We start from the raw sequence: 18,599 nt of genomic DNA, 5'->3' as shown, positions 1-18,599 counted from the left end.
CCCGTCTTTGCGGCTTTCAGCCCCCCACGCCCTTGTAACTCTGGCGGCCTCTTTCCCGCACAAATCGTTTCCAGCATTAGCATTTTTTTAACAAAATATTCCGCTGACTATCCAGAGACTGATATGGTGTTAAAGTGACTATAACAGCCTAATGATAATGGAGTTCACCACCGTGCCTGGCCTGAAAATTACGCTATTGCAACAACCGCTGGTGTGGATGGACGGTCCCGCCAACCTGCGCCATTTCGATCGCCAGCTGGAAGGTGTCAGCGGGCGTGACCTGATTGTTTTGCCGGAAATGTTTACAACCGGTTTTGCCATGGAAGCCGCTAAACAGTCGCTGCCGCAGGAAGAGGTCATTGACTGGATGCTGGCGAAAGCGGTGCAGACCAATGCCCTTATTGCGGGTAGCGCTGCGCTACAAACCGAACGCGGCCCGGTTAACCGCTTCCTGCTGGTGGAGCCCGGCGGTAAAAGCCATTTTTATGATAAGCGGCACCTGTTCCGGATGGCCGAAGAGCATCATCATTATACGGCGGGCGACGAGCGGGTCGTTTTCGAGTGGCGCGGCTGGCGGATCCTGCCGCTGGTCTGCTACGACCTGCGCTTCCCGGTATGGTCACGCAACCATAACGACTACGATTTAGCGCTGTACGTGGCCAACTGGCCGGCGCCGCGCTCGCTGCACTGGCAGTCGCTGCTGGTAGCCCGGGCAATTGAAAACCAGGCCTACGTCGCCGGTTGCAATCGGGTCGGTACCGACGGTAATGGCCACCACTATCGGGGCGACAGCCGCATTATCAGCCCCCAGGGAGAGATTCTGGCAACGGCGGAACCTCACCAGGCCACGCGCCTCGACGCGGAGCTGTCGCTCACCGCGCTCAACGAGTATCGTGAAAAATTCCCCGCCTGGCAGGATGCCGATCCGTTTAGCCTGGATTAATTTCCACTCCCCCATCCGTTTTATTTCGCCGACGCAATCATTACGCAACGGCGTCTAGTTCTAGTGGTCAGAGTCCAGCAGCGGCGCTAAAAATTGCGCCGCTTTTCTGGCGCCATTCGCGGTAATGGTATGACCGACGCCGGGTTCGAAATAAGTATCGACATCGACACCGATAGCGGCGAGTTTTTGTGCGGCGGTTTCGCTTTCGCGGATAGCGATCGTCGGATCGTTGACGCCATGGACCAGCAAAGTCGGCGTCCCGTTATTGGCTTGCCACGGCGCCGGGGAGGCCAGACGGCCGGAAAACGAGATCGCGGCGGTGAGCGGAAACGCTCCGCTGACCAGCGCATCGAGGGTCATAATGGCCCCCTGAGAGAAGCCGGCAAGCACCAGCCGATCTTCGCCAGGCGAGAGCTGATGTTGGCTGATAATCGCCTCAATGCTGGCACGAAAGGCGCGGCGCGCGCCGGCAATCCGCTCCGGCCGCGTGGCGTCGCTGATGCCGTTGAGGCTGAACCACTGGTAGCCCGGCCCCATATCAAAGCTGGCCGTGCCGTTAGGGGTCGCGATCGTCACGCCGGGAAGCTGCTGACGCCAGAAGTGGCCGAGGCCCTCTAAATCGTCGCCGCTGCTGCCGACGCCGTGTAGCAAAATAATCAGTTTTTTCATCTCTGGCTCGCTTAAAGTCCGTAACCGCTCAGATCCGGCCCTGCAGGCACAATCCCGTTTGGGTTCAGCGCCTTGATGGAGTAGTAGCCCTGCTTAATATGGTCGATATTCACCGTTTCGCGAACGCCCGGAATGGCCAGCAGAGCGCCAAGATAACGATCGAGGTTGCGGTATTCCGCCAGCCGGCGAAGATTGCATTTGAACAGGCCGTGGTACGCCGCATCGAAACGAATCAGGGTGACGAAAAGACGAATATCCGCCTCGGTCAGCGTCTCGCCGCTCAAAAAATCGCGCGTCGATAGGTGCTGTTCGAGCCAGTCCAGCATCGAGAAAACATCATTGACCGCTTCCTGATAGCTCTCCTGGGTGGTGGCGAATCCGGCGCGATACACGCCGTTATTGAGCTTCGGATAAATATCGCTATTGAGCCGGTCGATCTCTTCGCGCAGCGCCTGCGGATATAGATCGATGCGGCTGTCCGCCAGTTCGCCGAAGCCGTTGTTAAACATCCGTACGATATCGGCGGACTCGTTGTTCACGATGGTGGCGGTCTTTTTGTCCCACAGCACCGGGACCGTGGCGCGCCCGGTAAAGGTCGGGTCCGCCCGGGTATAGAGCTGATGCAGCCACTCGACGTTATTCAGCGTATCGCGGTTAGCGCCGGGATAGTCGCCAAAATGCCAGCCTTCGTTGAGCAGCCAGGGCTCAACCACAGATACGCTGACCACCGCCTCCAGCCCTTTCAGCCGGCGGGCGATTAGCGTACGCGATGCCCACGGGCAGATCAGCGCAACGTACAGGTGGTAGCGATCCGGCTCGGCCTGAAACCCGCCGCTGCCGGTGATCCCCGGCTCACCGTTCGGCGTGACCCAGTGGCGAAAGCTCGAGGTCTGGCGCAGGAAACCGCCTTTTTTATCGGTCGCCTGCACCGGGTGCCAGTCGGCGGTCCATTTTCCATCAATCAGCATAAAACCCCCGTTACGATTTCAGCGGCGTCGGTTTTAACGCGTATTTACCGCCCCCGGTGAGCGCCAGCACGATCAGGCCAACGATCCAGAAAGCGGGGAATTCCCAGCCGCCGTTCGGGTTGGTAAAGAAAAACCCGGCCGAACCGTGCACCGTGAAGATCGCGCCGAGTAAAATGGGGATCAGCACCACGGCCACGATACGCGTATAGATGCCGAGGATCAGGGCGATAGCGCCAAAGAATTCAACGGCCATCGTGATATAGGCCAGCCAGCCCGGAAGGCCAAGCGAGGCGAAGAATTTTGCGGTGCCCGCGGGGGTGAAGGCGAAGAATTTCAGGCCGAAGTGCGCCAGAAACAGGATGCCGAGCGCCAGGCGCATGACCAGAGCGGCATAGGGAGTGGTACGTTGATCAATCATGGTGAAATCCTCTTGGGTGATTAGCATCTCTTCCTGCGCAACGATGGCGGCGGGGAAACGACCTTAAGTAAGAGGACTGTACAATATTTTGTGGGCCTGATTATCCCGTCAAAATGGGCATACTTATTTCCATAATGGAAATAATCATCAGCACCGCGCCCGTTCTTCCTCGGCAGAAAAGGCCTCGACGAGGAAATCGATCATCACCCGCGATTTGTGCGCCAGATAGCGGGCAGGCGGAAATACCGCAAACAGCGCCAGCGGCGGGGCTTCATATGGCGCCAGCAGCGAAACGACCCGCCGCTCATCCAGCGCTTTTCGGGCAATAAAGAACGGTAAACGGGCAATCCCCAATCCGGCGCAGGCGGCGGCAAGACAAACCTCGGCATTGGAGAATTTCAGCTTGCCGTACACCGGCTGCGTGTGGAGCTGCTGCTGTTCATCGAGGAAGGGCCAGTTCCAGGGATCGCGAAAGTTGGTATCGACAATCAGCGCGTGCTGGCTCAGAGCGTCCCAACGTTGGGGCTCGCCGTTAGCGGCCAGGTAATCCGGAGACGCCACCACCACGCTACGTATCGGGCACAGGCGACGGGCGAGCAGCGTGCTATCGGTCAAATTGCCGATACGCAAGGCGAGATCGAAACCTTCATCTACCACATTCACCAGGCGGTCGGAAAAACTGACATCCAGCTCGATATCCGGATAGCGACGGGCGAAGGTGACCAGGTGGGGAGCCAGCTGAGTGGAGCCAAAGCTCACCGGCGCGGAGATGCGCAGCTGCCCGGATGGGGCGTTGGAGAGCGTGCGCACCGAGTCGTTGAGCTCATCGTAGTCAATTAACAGCTGGCGGATACGTTGATAGTAGGCCAGCCCGACGTCGGTGGGGGTGAGCGAACGAGTGCTGCGCCTTAACAGCTGTACGCCAAGGTCGCTTTCAAGGCGGGAAATCAGCTTGGAGGCCTGGCCGTGGCTGGTTCCGCAGCGCTGGGCGGCATTGGTAAAACTGCTGGTTTCCATTACCGCAACGAACATTCGATCGCAATCCAGCCGTTCCATAAAGCGTTTCCCACTCTTTTTTGAAAACGCCACCATAGCAAAATGCCTCGGATGAGCCTAGCTGTGCTCGCGGTCACAGCATTAATACGCCGGTTTTCTGGCGCAGCCCCGCAAAATAACCTTATAATTGCTGCACCTTTTTCCTGTCTTAAGTTTAAGCTGGAGATACAATGGAGCTCAGTCGCAGGCAGTTCTTTCGCATCTGCGTGGGTGGGATGGCAGGGACAACCGTAGCATCGCTTGGTTTTCTCCCTGCGTTTTCCGCTAACGCCGAGACGCGTCAATATAAACTATTAAAATCCAAAGAAACCCGTAATAACTGCACCTACTGCTCGGTGGGCTGCGGCATCCTCATGTATAGCCTTGGGGATAACGCGAAGAACGTGCGTGAAAGTATTTACCACGTTGAAGGCGATCCCGATCATCCTGTGAGCCGCGGCTCTTTGTGCCCGAAAGGCGCCGGAGTGCTGGACTATATCCATAGCGAAAACCGTCTGCGTTATCCCGAATATCGGGCGCCGGGGGCGGATAAATGGACGCGCATCAGCTGGGACGAGGCGATTAATCGTATCGCGCGGTTAATGAAAGACGACCGCGACGCCCACTTTATCGAAAAGAACGCCCAGGGCGTCACCGTTAACCGCTGGACCTCAACCAGCATGCTGTGCTCTTCGGCGGCGAGTAATGAGACCGGGATCCTTGACGGCAAATTTACCCGCGCGCTGGGGATGGTGTCGATTGACTGCCAGGCGCGTCTTTGCCATGGCCCGACGGTCTCGGCGCTGGCGCCGACCTTTGGCCGCGGGGCGATGACCAACAACTGGGTGGATATTAAAAACGCCAACGTCGTGCTGATTATGGGCGGCAATGCGGCGGAAGCGCATCCGGTTGGCTTTAAATGGGTTATCGAAGCCAAAATTAAGAATAATGCGACGGTCATCGTCGTGGATCCGCGTTTTAACCGCAGCGCGGCGGTAGCCGACCTGTACGCGCCGATCCGCGCCGGTTCCGACAGCGCCTTCCTGCTTGGCGTCATTCGCTATCTGATCGCGCACGATCGGGTGCAGCACGAGTACGTGCGCCACTACACCAATGCCAGCATGATCGTGCGTGAAGACTATGCTTTCGATGCCGGGCTGTTCAGCGGTTTTGATCCTGAACAACGCCAGTACGATAAAACCAGCTGGAACTACGAGCTGGATGAGAACGGTTTCGCCAGACGCGATGAAACCTATCGCCACCCGCGGTGCGTCTGGAACCTGATGCGGCAGCATGTCGAGCGCTACACCCCGGAAATGGTCAACCGCCTGTGCGGAACGTCGATCGACGATTTCCTGCGTATTTGCCAGCTTTTGGCCAGCACCAGCGCGGCGAATCGCACCGCCACGATCTTATATGCCCTCGGCTGGACCCACCATACGGCGGGAGCGCAAACCATCCGCGCCGCGGCGATGCTGCAGCTGCTGCTGGGCAATATCGGCATGGCCGGCGGCGGGATTAACGCGCTGCGCGGGCACTCCAATATTCAGGGCTATACCGACCTGGGGCTACTCTCCACCAATCTGCCGGGATATATGCCGCTACCATCGGAAAAACAGCCCGATTATCAAACCTATATTGCGCAAATCACCCCTGCGGCCTTAGGGGCGGATGAAGTTAACTACTGGCAAAATACGCCGAAATTTTTCGTCAGCATGATGAAAAGCTTCTGGGGCGATGCTGCAACGGCGGAAAACAACTGGGGCTATGACTGGCTGCCGAAATGGGACCGGCTATACGATGTGATGACCCAGGCCGAGCTGATGACGCAGGGAAAAATCAATGGCTATATTGTCCAGGGATTTAACCCGCTGGCGGCGTTTCCCGACAAGAACAAGTCGTCCAGAGCGCTGGCAAAACTGAAATATATGGTGGTCATCGACCCGCTGGTGACGGAGTCAGCCAACTTCTGGCAAAACCACGGGGAAATGAACGATGTCCGCCCCGCCGATATCCAGACCGAAGTGTTCCGCCTGCCGTCCTCCTGCTTTGCGGAAGAGGACGGTTCGATTGCTAACTCAGGCCGCTGGCTGCAGTGGCACTGGGCGGCAGCGGAGCCGCCGGGAGAGGCGTTGCATGACGGCAAAATTCTGGGGCGGCTGTTTACCCGTCTGCGCGAACTGTATCAGCAGGAAGGCGGCGCCAACCCGGCGCCAGTCCTCAATATGTCGTGGGATTACCACGATCCCCGCGATCCGCTGCCGGAAGAGGTGGCCCGTGAGGCCAATGGTAAAGCGCTGCGCGATATTGTTGATGACCAGGGTCAGGTGATCGTCAAAAAAGGCCAGCAGCTCAGCAGCTTTGCACAATTGAAGGATGATGGTTCCACCAGCAGCTACTGCTGGGTCTATTGCGGCTGCTGGACCGAACAGGGCAACCAGATGGCGAATCGTGATAATAGCGATCCTTACGGGCTGGGCTGTACGCCCGGCTGGGCCTGGTCATGGCCGGCTAACCGCCGCATTCTCTATAACCGCGCGTCGGCCGACCCGGCAGGCAAGCCTTGGGATCCGCAGCGCGCGCTGCTGCACTGGGACGGTAAACGCTGGGCGGGAATGGATGTCGCCGACTATAACCAGGCGGCACCGGACAGCAACGTCGGGCCGTTTATCATGAACCCGGAAGGGGTCGGCCGTTTGTTCGCCTTGAACAAAATGAACGATGGCCCCTTCCCTGAGCACTATGAGCCGATAGAGTCCCCGATTGGCACTAACCCTCTCCACCCGAAGGTGGTCTCCAGCCCGGTGGCGCGGATCTTTAACGGCGATCTGGCGAATATGGGCCATGCGGATGAGTTCCCGTACGTGGCGACCACCTATTCGATCACCGAACTGTTCCGCCACTGGACCAAACATGCGCGTCTGAACGCAATCGCGCAGCCGGAGCAGTTCGTGGAAATCGGCGAGAAGCTGGCTGAAGAGAAAGGCATTTTGAGCGGTGACGTAGTCAAAATCGTCTCGAAACGCGGTTTTATCAAAGCCAAAGCGGTGGTGACGAAACGTCTGCAAACGCTGACCATCGACGGGCGTACGGTCAATACGATCGGCATCCCCTGTCACTGGGGTTTTGAGGGGGTGACCCGAAAAGGGTTCCTGGCGAACACGCTGACGCCTTCGGTGGGCGATGCGAATTCGCAGACTCCCGAATACAAGGCCTTCCTCGTGAACGTGGAAAAGGTGTAAGGGAGACGGCTTATGGCTTATCAATCGCAAGACATTATTCGTCGTTCCGCGACTAACGGTTTCACCCCCGCGCCTCAGGCGCGGGACCACCAGCAGGAGGTCGCAAAGCTTATCGACGTCACCACCTGTATCGGCTGTAAAGCCTGTCAGGTGGCCTGTTCAGAGTGGAACGATATCCGTGATGAGGTCGGTCACAACGTCGGGGTGTACGACAACCCGGCCGATCTGACCGCCAAATCCTGGACGGTGATGCGCTTCTCGGAAGTGGAGCAAAACGACAGGCTGGAGTGGCTGATCCGTAAGGATGGCTGTATGCACTGCGCCGACCCGGGCTGCCTGAAGGCCTGTCCGTCGGAAGGGGCTATCATTCAGTATGCCAACGGTATCGTCGACTTCCAGTCCGGGCAGTGCATCGGCTGCGGCTACTGCATCGCCGGCTGCCCGTTCGACGTCCCGCGCCTCAACCCGGAAGACAACCGCGTCTACAAGTGCACGCTGTGCGTCGACCGCGTTACCGTCGGCCAGGAGCCGGCCTGCGTGAAGACCTGCCCGACCGGCGCTATCCACTTTGGCTCCAAAGAGGATATGAAGGTGCTGGCAGGCGAGCGCGTCGCCGAGCTGCAAACCCGCGGTTATGACAATGCGGGCCTGTACGATCCGGCGGGCGTCGGCGGCACGCACGTGATGTACGTCCTGCATCATGCCGACAAGCCGAATCTGTACCACGGCCTGCCGGAGAACCCGGAAATCAGCGCCACCGTGAAGTTCTGGAAAGGTATCTGGAAACCGCTCGCGGCGGTGGGCTTTGCCGCGACCTTCGCCGCCAGCATCTTCCACTACGTCGGCGTCGGTCCGAACCGTGCGGAAGAGGAAGAAGACAACCTGCATGAAGAGAATGACGAGGTGCGCAAATGAAAAGACGTGACACCATCGTGCGCTACACGGCGCCGGAGCGAATCAACCACTGGGTCACCGCCTTCTGCTTCATGCTGGCGGCGATAAGCGGGCTGGGGTTCTTCTTCCCGTCCTTCAACTGGCTGATGCAAATTATGGGCACCCCGCAGCTGGCGCGAATTCTGCACCCGTTTGTGGGCGTGATCATGTTTGCCTCGTTCATCATCATGTTTTTCCGCTACTGGCATCACAACCTAATCAATCGGGATGATATCTTTTGGGCGAAGAATATTCGTAAGATCGTCGTCAACGAGGAGGTAGGTGACACCGGGCGCTATAACTTCGGCCAGAAATGCGTGTTCTGGGCGGCGATTATTTTCCTGGTTCTGCTGCTGATAAGCGGCGTGATCATCTGGCGTCCGTATTTTGCGCCTGCGTTCTCAATCCCGGTGATCCGATTTGCGTTAATGCTGCATTCATTTGCCGCAGTGGCGTTAATTGTGGTTATCATGGTGCATATCTACGCCGCCCTGTGGGTGAAAGGCACCATTACCGCGATGGTGGAAGGTTGGGTTAGCAAAACATGGGCGAAGAAACATCACCCGCGCTGGTATCGCGAAGTCAAAGAGAAGCAGCCTTCGGCCACGAAAGATTGATGAAGTAAATACGAGAGATTTTCTGACTAACAGGAATGTTAGCGTAGTGACCGCGCGTAACAGGATGGAAACAGCGATGCTGTTACGCGCTATTTTGCTCGGCGATTGCCGGGGCGCTGACATAAATAAAACCGGTCATAACCGCGCAAGCCAGACGGCAATGGCGTACAACAAAACGCAGATATGAAAAAGGCCCACGTTAATTAATAACATGGGCCTGAATAGTGGCGGAACGGACGGGACTCGAACCCGCGACCCCCTGCGTGACAGGCAGGTATTCTAACCGACTGAACTACCGCTCCACTTTCACTGTTCCCTTGGGAACGAGGCGAATATTACGGATTACCGCTAACTCCGTCAACGCTTTTTCTTCACTTTTGAACCGTTTGCTGTAAAAATCGCCCGCCCGCCTATTTTTACAGCGTATTGCGGCGTATCAGCTCCGCCACAGGCAGCTTCCGCCTTTCTTTTGTACCAAATCGAGCCGCGATTCATGGTTTAGCAGCTCGTCATCAGAGGCGTAAACGACGCGCAGCCTGCTGGCAGCCCGAACAACGCGCTGTATTCCTATCTCTCCTGCCTGCATCTGGCCTTCGCCTTCCGTCGAAAATGCCAGCGTCGTCTGGCCGCCGGTCATCATCAGATAGACATCAGCCAGAATCTGGGCATCGAGTAACGCCCCGTGCAGCGTTCGCTTGCTGTTATCTATTTCATAACGCGAGCACAGCGCATCGAGGCTGTTACGCTTGCCGGGGAACATTTTCCGCGCCAGCGCCAGGCTATCGGTGACCTTGCAGAAGGTATTGGTTTTGGGAATATCGCGCTTTAGCTTGCCAAACTCATAATCCATAAAGCCGATATCGAACGATGCGTTATGGATGACCAGCTCCGCCCCGCGGATATAGTCCATGAACTCATCGACTACGTCGGCAAACACCGGCTTATCCATCAGAAACTCATCGGCAATCCCGTGAACGCCAAAAGCTTCAGGGTCCACCAGCCGGTCCGGCTTGAGATAAACGTGGAAGTTATTCCCGGTGAGGCGGCGGTTGATCACCTCCACCGCACCGATCTCGATGATTTTATGTCCTTCGTAATGCGCACCGAGCTGGTTCATACCAGTGGTTTCAGTATCGAGAACAATCTGTCGCGTAATTGCAGTGCTCATATCAGTCATTTATGTCAGACTTGCCGTTTACATATCGATGTCAATTACAGGAAGTCTACCAGAGATGCTTAAACAGGTAGAAATTTTCACCGACGGTTCATGCCTGGGTAATCCAGGACCCGGCGGCTACGGCGCCATTTTACGCTATCGCGGGAAAGAAAAAATCTTTAGCGAAGGTTATAACCTTACGACCAATAATCGCATGGAGATGATGGCGGCTATCGTTGCGCTGGAAGCGCTGAAAGAGCAGTGTGAAGTCGTACTCAGCACCGACAGCCAGTACGTGCGTCAGGGGATCACCCAGTGGATCCACAACTGGAAAAAGCGCGGCTGGAAAACGGCTGATAAAAAACCGGTCAAAAATGTTGATCTGTGGCAGCGCCTGGATACCGCGCTTGGTCAGCACCAGATCAAGTGGGAATGGGTTAAAGGCCACGCCGGCCATCCGGAAAACGAACGCTGCGACGAGCTGGCGCGCACTGCCGCCTCCAGCCCTACGCAGGACGATATCGGTTACCAGCCAGAACGTTAATTCAGCCCGTTTCGCGACTGTCGCGTGGCCCCTACCGTCTGACGCAGCCGGGCCTTCGCTTTTCCCGACTTCAGCGGATTTAGCGTTAACGGGATAGTGCGTTTGCGGGCCACGATCAGCTGCAGGCAGCCCAGCGCCGGTAGGTGGGTACTGAGCATCTTACCGCCGTGTCGGGACCAAGGCAGCACCTGATAGCGGCCGTAGTGCAGAACCTCAAAATTGAGCAGCGCCAGCCAGTCGAGCTGGCGCGTTAGCGTAAACATCCGGCTGCTGTACGGCACCGTTTTACGCAATACCGGCATCAGCTTGCGCAGCCCCATCAGGCTCACCGGATTAAAGCCGGTCATAATTATCCAGCCGTCGTCAATCAACACCCTGTCGGCTTCGCGCAGCAGGCGGTGAGGATCGCTGCACCAGGGTAAGGTATGCGCCAGCAGGCAGGCGTCAACCGACTTTTCGGCAAAAGGCAGATGGAGGGGATCGGCCTTCACCTGAATCGGCGTCCCCTGTAGCGAAACGTTCACCTGATGCGAGATAGCGCAGGATTCGGTATTGATTTCCGCGCTCAGATTGCCAATCTTAAGCAAATGAAAGCCATATAGCTTGGCCAGCCACGGTTTCATCTGCCGCTCCAGCGATTCGCGATAGTATTCGCCCCAGGGCATACTGGACCAATGCTCTGGCGCTGTGACTATCTGAGATATCCTTGCCGGCTTCATCGCAACCTTCCGCTACGCTTTTAGGAGTAATAAATGAATCTTATCAGCATTCCTGCATTTCAGGACAACTACATCTGGGTTCTTAGCGCGGAAAACGGCCGCTGTCTGATCGTCGATCCTGGCGAAGCGGCGCCCGTACTGGCCGCAATCGCGGAACACGGCTGGCAGCCGGAGGCCATTTTTCTCACCCACCACCACCACGATCACGTTGGCGGCGTAAAACAACTGCGCGAAACATTCCCCGACATCGTTGTTTACGGACCGGCAGAAACCCAGGATAAGGGAACGACCCATCTCGTTGCCGACGGCGATCGGGTCGTTGTTTTAGGCCACGAATTTTCTATTTTCTCTACGCCAGGTCACACTTTAGGACACGTCTGTTTCTTCAGTGAACCTTATCTATTTTGTGGCGATACAATGTTTTCCGGCGGCTGCGGCAGACTCTTTGAAGGGACCGCAGAGCAGATGTATCAATCATTTCAGAAAATAGCCGCGCTACCCGACGATACGCTGGTATGTTGCACACATGAATATACTTTAGCAAATATGAAGTTTGCTCTGAGTATCCTGCCACAGGATATGGCTATAAATGATTACTACCATAAAGTTAATGAGTTACGTGCAAAAAAACAAATGACACTCCCGGTAAATCTGAAAAATGAGCGCCGTATAAATTTATTTTTACGCACGGATGACAATGATTTAATTAAAGAAATATCCAAAGAAACAAATTTGCAACACTCTGCGCAGCGATTCGCCTGGTTAAGGTCAAAGAAAGATGACTTCTGACATTTAACTCTTGTCATTCGCTAACTTCACCGTTATTCTTGCTCGTCTTTTAAGCAACTATTGACACACACATGAAGGCACGAGCGATTTTACTCGTCTCTGTCCTGCTGGTGGGGTGCCAGTCGTCTAAGCACGATGGCAACGTTCAACAGCACGCACAGAGCCTTTCTGCAGCTGGTCAAGGGGAAGCAGGTAAGTTCACAAGTCAAGCGCGCTGGTTAGATGATGGAACCTTCTACGCGCAAGACCAGGATCTGTGGACTTCCATAGGCGACGAGCTAAAGATGGGAATACCGGAAAATACCCGGATTCGCGAACAGAAACAGAAGTACTTACGTAATAAGAGCTATCTCCACGATGTAACTTTACGGGCAGAGCCGTATATGTACTGGATAGCCGGGCAAGTTAAGAAACGTAACATGCCAATGGAACTGGTATTACTACCCATAGTGGAGAGCGCTTTTAACCCGCATGCAACGTCTGGCGCCAATGCCGCAGGCATCTGGCAGATCATTCCGAGCACCGGGCGCAATTATGGTTTGAAACAGACCCGCAGCTACGATGCGCGTCGGGACGTCGTCGCCTCTACTACGGCGGCACTGAACATGATGCAGCGTCTGAATAAGATGTTTGACGGCGACTGGTTATTGACCGTCGCGGCTTATAACAGCGGTGAAGGCCGGGTACTGAAGGCAATGAAAGCGAATAAATCACGCGGTAAGCCTACTGATTTTTGGTCGCTTTCATTACCACAGGAAACCAAGGTTTACGTACCTAAGATGCTGGCTTTGAGCGACATTCTCAAAAACAGCAAGCGTTATGGCGTGAAGCTGCCGACGGCAGACGAAAGCCGTGCGCTGGCGCGAGTTCGCCTCGATAGTCCGGTTGATATCAGCCAGCTGGCCGATATGGCAGGAATGCCCGTCGGCAAGCTAAAGACATTCAATGCCGGCGTAAAGGGGACAACCCTGGGTGCGAACGGGCCGAATTACGTAATGGTGCCGCAGAAACATGCAGCTCAGCTGCGTGAATCTCTGGCCTCTGGCGACATTGCAGCCGTACAGCCGACGCAGCTCGCGGTTAACGCGCCGTTGACCAGCCGCAGCTATAAGGTTCGTTCCGGCGATACGATTTCCGGGATCGCCTCACGTCTCGGCGTGTCGACGAAAGATTTGCAGCAGTGGAATAACCTGCGCGGATCGGGGCTGAAAGCGGGCCAGGAGCTGGTAGTTGGCGCCGGCAGCAGCGCGACCCGTCTTGCGAACAACAGCGATAGCATTACCTATCGCGTACGCAAAGGCGACTCGCTGTCGAGCATCGCAAAACGTCATGGCGTGAATATTCGTGATGTGATGCGCTGGAACAACGGCACCGATGCCCTGAAGCCGGGCGATCAGCTCACGCTGTTTGTGAAAAATAGCGACAGACCGGATTCCTGATATACCTGATAAAAAAGGCACCGTATCCCGGTGCCTTTTCTTTTTATATCGCTTTTTTATATCGCTTTATGCGCTTCAAACATGATGGTATCGCTGGTAAAGGAGCCGTCGTCCTGTAAGGCAAAGTAGGCTTTTACCTCTGCCGACGCGCTATCCTGATAGAGGCGAATCGCTGCCACCAGCGCCTCCGGCGTACGCATACGCGCCACCCATGAGCTGAACTCCAGCGGCAGGCGATCGGTCGATAAACTATTCGTGACCAGCCCGGCATCGTTCGCCAGCGCCAGCCACTCTCCGCTGGAATAGTTGCGGACGTGAGAAGTATCGCGCAGCGCTTCAACCGTTTGCAGCCATACGTCGCGAACCGGATGTCCCGGTGACATGACGTCCATAATAATCAGCACCCCACCCGGCTTGAGAACGCGCTTGACCTCACGCAGCGCCTGGCCGACATCGTGCCAGTGATGGGCAGAATAGCGGCTAATCACCACCTCAAAGCTGGCCGCCGCAAAGGGCAAGGTTTCCGCATAGCCCTGCTGGGTCTTTATATTTGAAAACCCCTTATCCTGAGCAGCCTGCGCCACAACGTCCAGCATCTGGCTGGATAAATCATATGCCGTTACCTCTGCCACCTGCCCGGCCGCAGCGAAGCTGGCATGCCCGGCGCCACAGCCCATATCGAGGACCCGCGCAGCAGGGAAATCAGCCAGCCGCTCGGCCAGCCGCTGCAGATCGCGTCCGGAGGCGTGTACGGCGCTGGTCAGGTAAGCGCTGGCCTGTGAGCCAAACTGTTTTTCGACGTTGTCATGGTGAGAGCGTGTTGTCATTGTGTTGTCCTTCGGTTGTTTGAATAATAAAGGCAGCACCTTGCTTGCGCAGGCCCGCCCCACGGCAGGCCTGACGTACCTTAATTAATCAGGCTTGCCGGGACTGAATTCGACTAGTAGCGGGTTGTGATCGGAGGCACTCGTGACCAGCACAGAGGCATCGTGCACGCTTAACCCCCGGTAGAACACAAAATCGAGCGGACGACCAAAGGCGCGGCGGCGCTGATCGTCAGAAAAACGAACCTCGCGCAGCGACATTTCTCGGGCAAAGCGATAGAGCGCGTTCATGCGCGGTCGGCTCCAGGCATTAAAATCACCGGCCATAATAACCGGGCCGCTGTGATGAGCTATCTGGTCGCCGATAGGTAACAGCTGCTTGCTGTAGACATCAACCCCAAGGCTGAAGTTAACCGCATGGATGTTCACCACCATCAGCAAACGCATATCTGGCAGCGGATAGACGGTCACTAACGCCGATTTAGCCAGTCGCAAAATGGGTTCGCGTTCGCGCAAGGGACAGCAGTAGACCGGATGAGTCGAAGCCAGCGTCATGACGCCAGATGGGTGCTGAGGCAGAACTAATGCGGGGACCTGATCGGCTGCCAGATAGTTGGTCGTGGCGAATCTGACCAGCTCGGGCGTCGTTTGTGCTTCTTGTAACAGCACCAGATGAGCGTCTTTACCGAAATTATTCAGCACGGACTTCCACTCGGCCCGCTGCTGTTTAAATATATTCCACACCAGCACGCGAATTTTCTCATCGCTGCTTAAAGGTACGCCTGCCGGGAATCCATGGCTAATGCTTGCAAATGACCCCGGAGGCAAAATTCTCTCCGCAGGCTGTCCGGCGACATAGCGCATAGCATAAGTATTCTTTCGCAATTTAGGCATCAAACCTCGATAACATGAAACCGGCCTGACTGCGGCCGGTTATTCTGTTATAGGGACTTTCGTATGCACTTTCAATGCAATTCGCGAGAAACCTTTATCCTGCGATGGAAACCGCCTTTGCCGGATGAGATTTATCGAGGCGACCGCTCAGCACGACCAGCAGTAGCGCAGCGAACACAATCCCCGCGCCAATCCACGGCGTCCCGGCCAGGCCATAGCGTTCTACGGTTTGTCCGCCAATAATAGAGCCTAATGCGATGCCGACGTTAAAAGCGGCGATGTTAAGGCCGGAGGCAACGTCTACGGCGCCGGGCGTATATTGCTCCGCTTTCTGTACGACGTAGACCTGCAGACCCGGCACGTTGCCGAAGGCGAAAATCCCCATCACCAGCACCGTTGCCAGCGCAGCATACTGGATGCTGGCGGTAAGCTGGAACACCAGCAGCAGCGCAACCAGCGCGGCAAAGATGATCTTCAGCGCGGGCACCGCCCCGCGCCTGTCGGCTAGTTTGCCGCCCCAGACGTTACCGATCGCCACAGAAACGCCGTAGCCCAGTAAAATCCAGCTCACCGCTGACGGGCTAAACCCGGCCAGGTCCTGCATCATTGGCGCGAGGAAGGTAAACGCCGTGAAGACGCCGCCGTATCCCAGGGCGGTAATCGCATAGATGATCAGCAGGCGCGGGTGGGTTAATACCTTCACCTGATCGCGCAGGCTGGCGCTGGCCCGCCCCGGAATATTATTCGGCACCAGAATCAGGCTGCTCACCAGCGCAATTACGCCGAGAATGGAAACCGCAAGGAAGGTTTCGCGCCAGCCGAAATGCTGGCCGATAAAGGTTCCGATCGGCACCCCGGTGACCAGTGCCACGGTGAGACCGCCAAACATAATGGCAATCGCCGATGCAGCCTTCTCTTTAGGCACCAGGCTGGTCGCAATGGTAGAACCAATCGAGAAGAACACGCCGTGCGCCAGGCCGGTAAGCAGGCGGGCGAAAATCAGCGTTTCATAACCCGGCGCCTGCCAGGCAAGCAGGTTGCCGGCAGTGAACAGCACCATCAGCGCCAGCAGCAGCTGTTTGCGCGGCATGCGGCCGGTCAGCGCCGTCAGCACCGGGGCTCCGATCGCCACGCCCAGCGCGTAGATAGAAACCAGCAGACCCGCTGAAGGCAGTGAGATGGCCAGCTGTTCTGCGATAGTCGGCACCAGGCCGACAATCACAAACTCGGTGGTACCAATCGCAAAGGCACCGATAGTTAAGGCAAGTAGCGCCAGTGGCATAATTTACTCCGTATCATCAGGATTAAGATGACACGTAGTATGCAGGGATGCTTAAATAACAAAAACTATCAAAGTCTCAATAGAATTTTGCTACAGGTGCAATAATGAGAGCGACATCAGAAGAGATTGCCATCTTTGTCGCCGTGGTGGAAAGCGGAAGCTTTAGCCGGGCGGCGGAACAGCTCCGACAGGCAAACTCCGCCGTCAGCCGGGCGGTGAAAAAACTGGAATCAAAGCTTAGCGTCAGCCTGCTTAACCGGACAACTCGCCAGCTAAGCCTGACCGAGGAGGGGGAACGCTACTTTCGTCGTATGCAGGTGGTGCTTCAGGAAATGGCGGCGGCGGAAAATGAGCTTCTGGAAACGCGGACTACGCCAAGAGGATTGCTGCGAGTGGATGCCGCTACGCCGGTGATGTTGCACTTCCTGATGCCGCTGGTGAAGCCTTTCCGCGAACGCTACCCAGAAATGACCCTCGCGCTGGTTTCGTCGGAAACCTTCATCAACCTGATTGAGCGTAAGGTGGACGTTGCGATCCGCGCGGGTACCTTGACGGATTCCAGCCTCCGCGCCCGGCCGCTGTTTAACAGCTACCGGAAAATCATCGCTTCACCTGACTATCTCTCCCGCCACGGCACGCCGCAGGATGTAGCCAGCCTTAAAGATCATCAGTGTTTGGGTTTTACCGAGCCTCTTTCATTAAATACCTGGCCTGTCTCCTGCTGCGATGGTCAGCTGCTGGAAGTCAGCTGCGAGATATCCTCAAATAGTGGGGAAACCATAAAACAGCTGTGCCTTGCCGGTAACGGCATCGCCTGTTTATCGGATTATATGGTGAATCAGGAGATTGCGAGCGGGGAGTTTGTCGAGCTTCTTGCCGACAAGCGGCTGCCGGTAGAGATGCCGTTTAGCGCCGTTTACTACAGCGACAGAGCGGTCAGCACCCGGATCAGGGCGTTTATTGATTTTCTCAGCGAGCATGTAAAACAGCTCCCGAAGGAGCTGTAGAAGGTTAAATAAGGGCTACAGAGGGTTGATTATTTAATCCCACTCAGGGGCAAGACCTTCCGGGCTAACCAGGCGATCGTTGCAATCCAGCGCGGCGATCGCTTTGCGATCCTCCTCATCCAGCTGCAGATCCTGAGCTTTCAGGTTGCTCGCCAGGTTTTCACGCTTCGTTGAAGATGGGATCACCGCGTAGCCTTCTCCCAAAGCCCAGGCCAGAATCACCTGCGCAGGGGTTGCGTTGTGCTTAGCAGCAATACCAGAAATGACTTCGTCTTTCAGAGCCTTACCATATGCTAGCGTCATATATGACGTGATATGGATACCGCGCGCTGTCGCCCAATCCACAACTTTGCGGTTCTGCAGGTACGGAGACAGCTCAATCTGATTGGTGGCAATATTTTCGGCGCCAACGGCAGCAATAGCGCGTTCCATCAGCGGGATGGTGAAGTTTGAAATCCCGATCTGTCGAGTCAGCCCCAGCGCCTTCGCTTCCAGCAGCGCCGGCATAAACTCTTCAACGGCAACGGCATCGCCCGGAGAAGGCCAGTGGATCAGCGTCAGATCGACATAATCAGTACGCAGCTTTTTCAGGCTCTCTTTCAGGCTGGCAATGAGCGAGCCCTTGCTCAGGTTTTCGATCCAGATCTTGGTTGTGATAAACAGCTCATCACGCGCTACGCCGCTTTCGGCGATAGCCTGGCCAACGGCCGCTTCATTATCATAGATCTGGGCGGTATCTATCGTACGGTAGCCCAGTTCCAGCGCCGTTTTTACCGATGCGATAACCACATCATCTTTCAGACGGAAGGTTCCAAGACCAAATGCAGGGATTGCCATAAAATTCCTCTTTTTTACTTAGTGTTAACTCATTGAGAAGATTATGGCTGAGGCGACGGAGGGGAAAAAGATCGATAAATGCAGAGGATTTTTGCTGAAACAGCAACAATAGTACGATGGAAAAAGAAAAAGCCCTGAGCAAATGCTCAGGGCTTTTAATAAGTGGCGGAACGGACGGGACTCGAACCCGCGACCCCCTGCGTGACAGGCAGGTATTCTAACCGACTGAACTACCGCTCCACCGAATTTCTCTACAACAACCGGTTTATTGCCCCGGTTTACT

At 56.0% G+C, this 18,599-nt stretch carries 18 protein-coding genes and 2 tRNA genes; 8 read left to right on the top strand and 12 right to left on the bottom strand.

Features of this window, described 5'->3' with window-relative positions:
• The first annotated feature begins 172 nt into the window (after positions 1 to 172).
• Positions 173 to 943 (top strand): amidohydrolase, encoded by a 771-nt coding sequence (locus NWP14_RS26905; protein WP_331833657.1) that lies wholly within the window; start codon positions 173 to 175, stop codon positions 941 to 943.
• A gap of 60 nt (positions 944 to 1,003) precedes the next feature.
• On the opposite strand, the gene NWP14_RS26900 is transcribed toward NWP14_RS26905, so the two are convergent.
• From NWP14_RS26900 to NWP14_RS26885, 4 genes are all read right to left on the bottom strand, one after another.
• Positions 1,004 to 1,612 carry a prolyl oligopeptidase family serine peptidase gene (locus tag NWP14_RS26900; RefSeq protein WP_331833652.1) on the bottom strand — a complete coding sequence of 203 codons (609 nt, stop codon included), beginning with the start codon at positions 1,610 to 1,612 and terminating at the stop codon, positions 1,004 to 1,006.
• 11 nt (positions 1,613 to 1,623) lie between these two features.
• A complete protein-coding gene (locus NWP14_RS26895) occupies positions 1,624 to 2,580 on the bottom strand; it encodes a glutathione S-transferase family protein (protein WP_375216252.1) in 957 nt (318 codons plus the stop codon).
• A gap of 10 nt (positions 2,581 to 2,590) precedes the next feature.
• Positions 2,591 to 2,998 (bottom strand): DoxX family protein, encoded by a 408-nt coding sequence (locus NWP14_RS26890; RefSeq protein WP_375216251.1) that lies wholly within the window; start codon positions 2,996 to 2,998, stop codon positions 2,591 to 2,593.
• 147 nt (positions 2,999 to 3,145) lie between these two features.
• Positions 3,146 to 4,054, bottom strand: coding sequence for a LysR substrate-binding domain-containing protein (locus NWP14_RS26885; RefSeq protein WP_346432067.1), 909 nt, complete (start codon positions 4,052 to 4,054; stop codon positions 3,146 to 3,148).
• Between the two features lie 170 nt (positions 4,055 to 4,224).
• On the opposite strand from NWP14_RS26885, the gene fdnG reads away from it, so the two are divergent.
• The 3 genes from fdnG to fdoI are packed head-to-tail and all read left to right on the top strand — an operon-like array spanning position 4,225 to position 8,825.
• The gene (gene fdnG / locus NWP14_RS26880) at positions 4,225 to 7,275 is read left to right on the top strand and encodes a formate dehydrogenase-N subunit alpha (RefSeq protein ID WP_375216250.1); all 3,051 of its coding nucleotides are present in this window, start codon (positions 4,225 to 4,227) and stop codon (positions 7,273 to 7,275) included.
• A 12-nt stretch (positions 7,276 to 7,287) separates the two neighbouring features.
• Positions 7,288 to 8,190, top strand: coding sequence for a formate dehydrogenase subunit beta (gene fdxH, locus NWP14_RS26875; protein WP_375216249.1), 903 nt, complete (start codon positions 7,288 to 7,290; stop codon positions 8,188 to 8,190).
• Positions 8,187 to 8,825, top strand: coding sequence for a formate dehydrogenase cytochrome b556 subunit (gene fdoI, locus NWP14_RS26870; RefSeq protein WP_346432069.1), 639 nt, complete (start codon positions 8,187 to 8,189; stop codon positions 8,823 to 8,825). Before fdxH ends, fdoI begins: the two co-directional genes overlap by 4 nt.
• Before the next feature lie 225 nt (positions 8,826 to 9,050).
• Here fdoI and NWP14_RS26865 read toward each other — a convergent pair.
• Positions 9,051 to 9,127: transfer RNA gene (locus NWP14_RS26865), tRNA-Asp, on the bottom strand.
• A 134-nt stretch (positions 9,128 to 9,261) separates the two neighbouring features.
• Entirely contained in the window at positions 9,262 to 9,993 is a 732-nt protein-coding gene (gene dnaQ, locus NWP14_RS26860) for a DNA polymerase III subunit epsilon (RefSeq protein ID WP_095105793.1), read from the bottom strand.
• Here dnaQ and rnhA point away from each other — a divergent pair.
• Positions 9,947 to 10,525 (top strand): ribonuclease HI, encoded by a 579-nt coding sequence (gene rnhA, locus NWP14_RS26855; RefSeq protein ID WP_331833423.1) that lies wholly within the window; start codon positions 9,947 to 9,949, stop codon positions 10,523 to 10,525. The two genes, dnaQ and rnhA, sit on opposite strands and share 47 nt — an antisense overlap.
• Here rnhA and NWP14_RS26850 read toward each other — a convergent pair.
• The gene (locus NWP14_RS26850) at positions 10,522 to 11,244 is read right to left on the bottom strand and encodes a class I SAM-dependent methyltransferase (RefSeq protein ID WP_095105785.1); all 723 of its coding nucleotides are present in this window, start codon (positions 11,242 to 11,244) and stop codon (positions 10,522 to 10,524) included. The two genes, rnhA and NWP14_RS26850, sit on opposite strands and share 4 nt — an antisense overlap.
• A gap of 33 nt (positions 11,245 to 11,277) precedes the next feature.
• On the opposite strand from NWP14_RS26850, the gene gloB reads away from it, so the two are divergent.
• Together gloB and mltD are read left to right on the top strand one after the other, a co-directional pair.
• A complete protein-coding gene (gloB, locus tag NWP14_RS26845) occupies positions 11,278 to 12,033 on the top strand; it encodes a hydroxyacylglutathione hydrolase (RefSeq protein WP_375216248.1) in 756 nt (251 codons plus the stop codon).
• A gap of 71 nt (positions 12,034 to 12,104) precedes the next feature.
• Entirely contained in the window at positions 12,105 to 13,472 is a 1,368-nt protein-coding gene (mltD, locus tag NWP14_RS26840; protein ID WP_095105779.1) for a murein transglycosylase D, read from the top strand.
• 56 nt (positions 13,473 to 13,528) lie between these two features.
• Here the strand turns inward: mltD and NWP14_RS26835 are convergent, their stop codons facing one another.
• The 3 genes from NWP14_RS26835 to NWP14_RS26825 all read right to left on the bottom strand — a co-directional run bounded on the left by NWP14_RS26835 (position 13,529) and on the right by NWP14_RS26825 (position 16,472).
• Entirely contained in the window at positions 13,529 to 14,299 is a 771-nt protein-coding gene (locus NWP14_RS26835; protein WP_375216247.1) for a class I SAM-dependent methyltransferase, read from the bottom strand.
• An 84-nt stretch (positions 14,300 to 14,383) separates the two neighbouring features.
• Positions 14,384 to 15,181 (bottom strand): endonuclease/exonuclease/phosphatase family protein, encoded by a 798-nt coding sequence (locus tag NWP14_RS26830; protein ID WP_095105790.1) that lies wholly within the window; start codon positions 15,179 to 15,181, stop codon positions 14,384 to 14,386.
• A gap of 103 nt (positions 15,182 to 15,284) precedes the next feature.
• On the bottom strand, positions 15,285 to 16,472 hold the full coding sequence (locus NWP14_RS26825) for an MFS transporter (protein WP_346432073.1): 1,188 nt from the start codon (positions 16,470 to 16,472) through the stop codon (positions 15,285 to 15,287).
• A 104-nt stretch (positions 16,473 to 16,576) separates the two neighbouring features.
• On the opposite strand from NWP14_RS26825, the gene yafC reads away from it, so the two are divergent.
• Complete coding sequence (gene yafC / locus NWP14_RS26820; protein WP_375216246.1) at positions 16,577 to 17,479, top strand: DNA-binding transcriptional regulator YafC; 903 nt, start codon at positions 16,577 to 16,579, stop codon at positions 17,477 to 17,479.
• 33 nt (positions 17,480 to 17,512) lie between these two features.
• Here yafC and dkgB read toward each other — a convergent pair whose 3' ends face one another.
• Both dkgB and NWP14_RS26810 read right to left on the bottom strand, forming a co-directional pair.
• Entirely contained in the window at positions 17,513 to 18,316 is an 804-nt protein-coding gene (gene dkgB / locus NWP14_RS26815; protein WP_375216245.1) for a 2,5-didehydrogluconate reductase DkgB, read from the bottom strand.
• A 163-nt stretch (positions 18,317 to 18,479) separates the two neighbouring features.
• Positions 18,480 to 18,556, bottom strand: a tRNA-Asp gene (locus tag NWP14_RS26810).
• Positions 18,557 to 18,599: the final 43 nt, after the last annotated feature.

This window comes from Klebsiella sp. C349492, from assembly GCF_042055345.1.
Lineage (GTDB): Bacteria > Pseudomonadota > Gammaproteobacteria > Enterobacterales > Enterobacteriaceae > Klebsiella > Klebsiella scottii.
Note: the sequence above shows the minus strand (reverse complement) of the source record. Positions and strands in the feature narration are given on the sequence as shown.

Excerpts from the sequence above, each read along its gene's own strand:
- NWP14_RS26900 (WP_331833652.1), bottom strand. The coding sequence starts at position 1,612 with ATGAAAAAACTGATTATTTTGCTACACGGCGTCGGCAGCAGCGGCGAC.
- NWP14_RS26895 (WP_375216252.1), bottom strand. The coding sequence starts at position 2,580 with ATGCTGATTGATGGAAAATGGACCGCCGACTGGCACCCGGTGCAGGCG.
- NWP14_RS26890 (WP_375216251.1), bottom strand. The coding sequence starts at position 2,998 with ATGATTGATCAACGTACCACTCCCTATGCCGCTCTGGTCATGCGCCTG.
- NWP14_RS26885 (WP_346432067.1), bottom strand. The coding sequence starts at position 4,054 with ATGGAACGGCTGGATTGCGATCGAATGTTCGTTGCGGTAATGGAAACC.
- fdnG (WP_375216250.1), top strand. The coding sequence starts at position 4,225 with ATGGAGCTCAGTCGCAGGCAGTTCTTTCGCATCTGCGTGGGTGGGATG.
- fdxH (WP_375216249.1), top strand. The coding sequence starts at position 7,288 with ATGGCTTATCAATCGCAAGACATTATTCGTCGTTCCGCGACTAACGGT.
- fdoI (WP_346432069.1), top strand. The coding sequence starts at position 8,187 with ATGAAAAGACGTGACACCATCGTGCGCTACACGGCGCCGGAGCGAATC.
- dnaQ (WP_095105793.1), bottom strand. The coding sequence starts at position 9,993 with ATGAGCACTGCAATTACGCGACAGATTGTTCTCGATACTGAAACCACT.
- NWP14_RS26850 (WP_095105785.1), bottom strand. The coding sequence starts at position 11,244 with ATGAAGCCGGCAAGGATATCTCAGATAGTCACAGCGCCAGAGCATTGG.
- gloB (WP_375216248.1), top strand. The coding sequence starts at position 11,278 with ATGAATCTTATCAGCATTCCTGCATTTCAGGACAACTACATCTGGGTT.
- mltD (WP_095105779.1), top strand. The coding sequence starts at position 12,105 with ATGAAGGCACGAGCGATTTTACTCGTCTCTGTCCTGCTGGTGGGGTGC.
- NWP14_RS26835 (WP_375216247.1), bottom strand. The coding sequence starts at position 14,299 with ATGACAACACGCTCTCACCATGACAACGTCGAAAAACAGTTTGGCTCA.
- NWP14_RS26825 (WP_346432073.1), bottom strand. The coding sequence starts at position 16,472 with ATGCCACTGGCGCTACTTGCCTTAACTATCGGTGCCTTTGCGATTGGT.
- yafC (WP_375216246.1), top strand. The coding sequence starts at position 16,577 with ATGAGAGCGACATCAGAAGAGATTGCCATCTTTGTCGCCGTGGTGGAA.
- dkgB (WP_375216245.1), bottom strand. The coding sequence starts at position 18,316 with ATGGCAATCCCTGCATTTGGTCTTGGAACCTTCCGTCTGAAAGATGAT.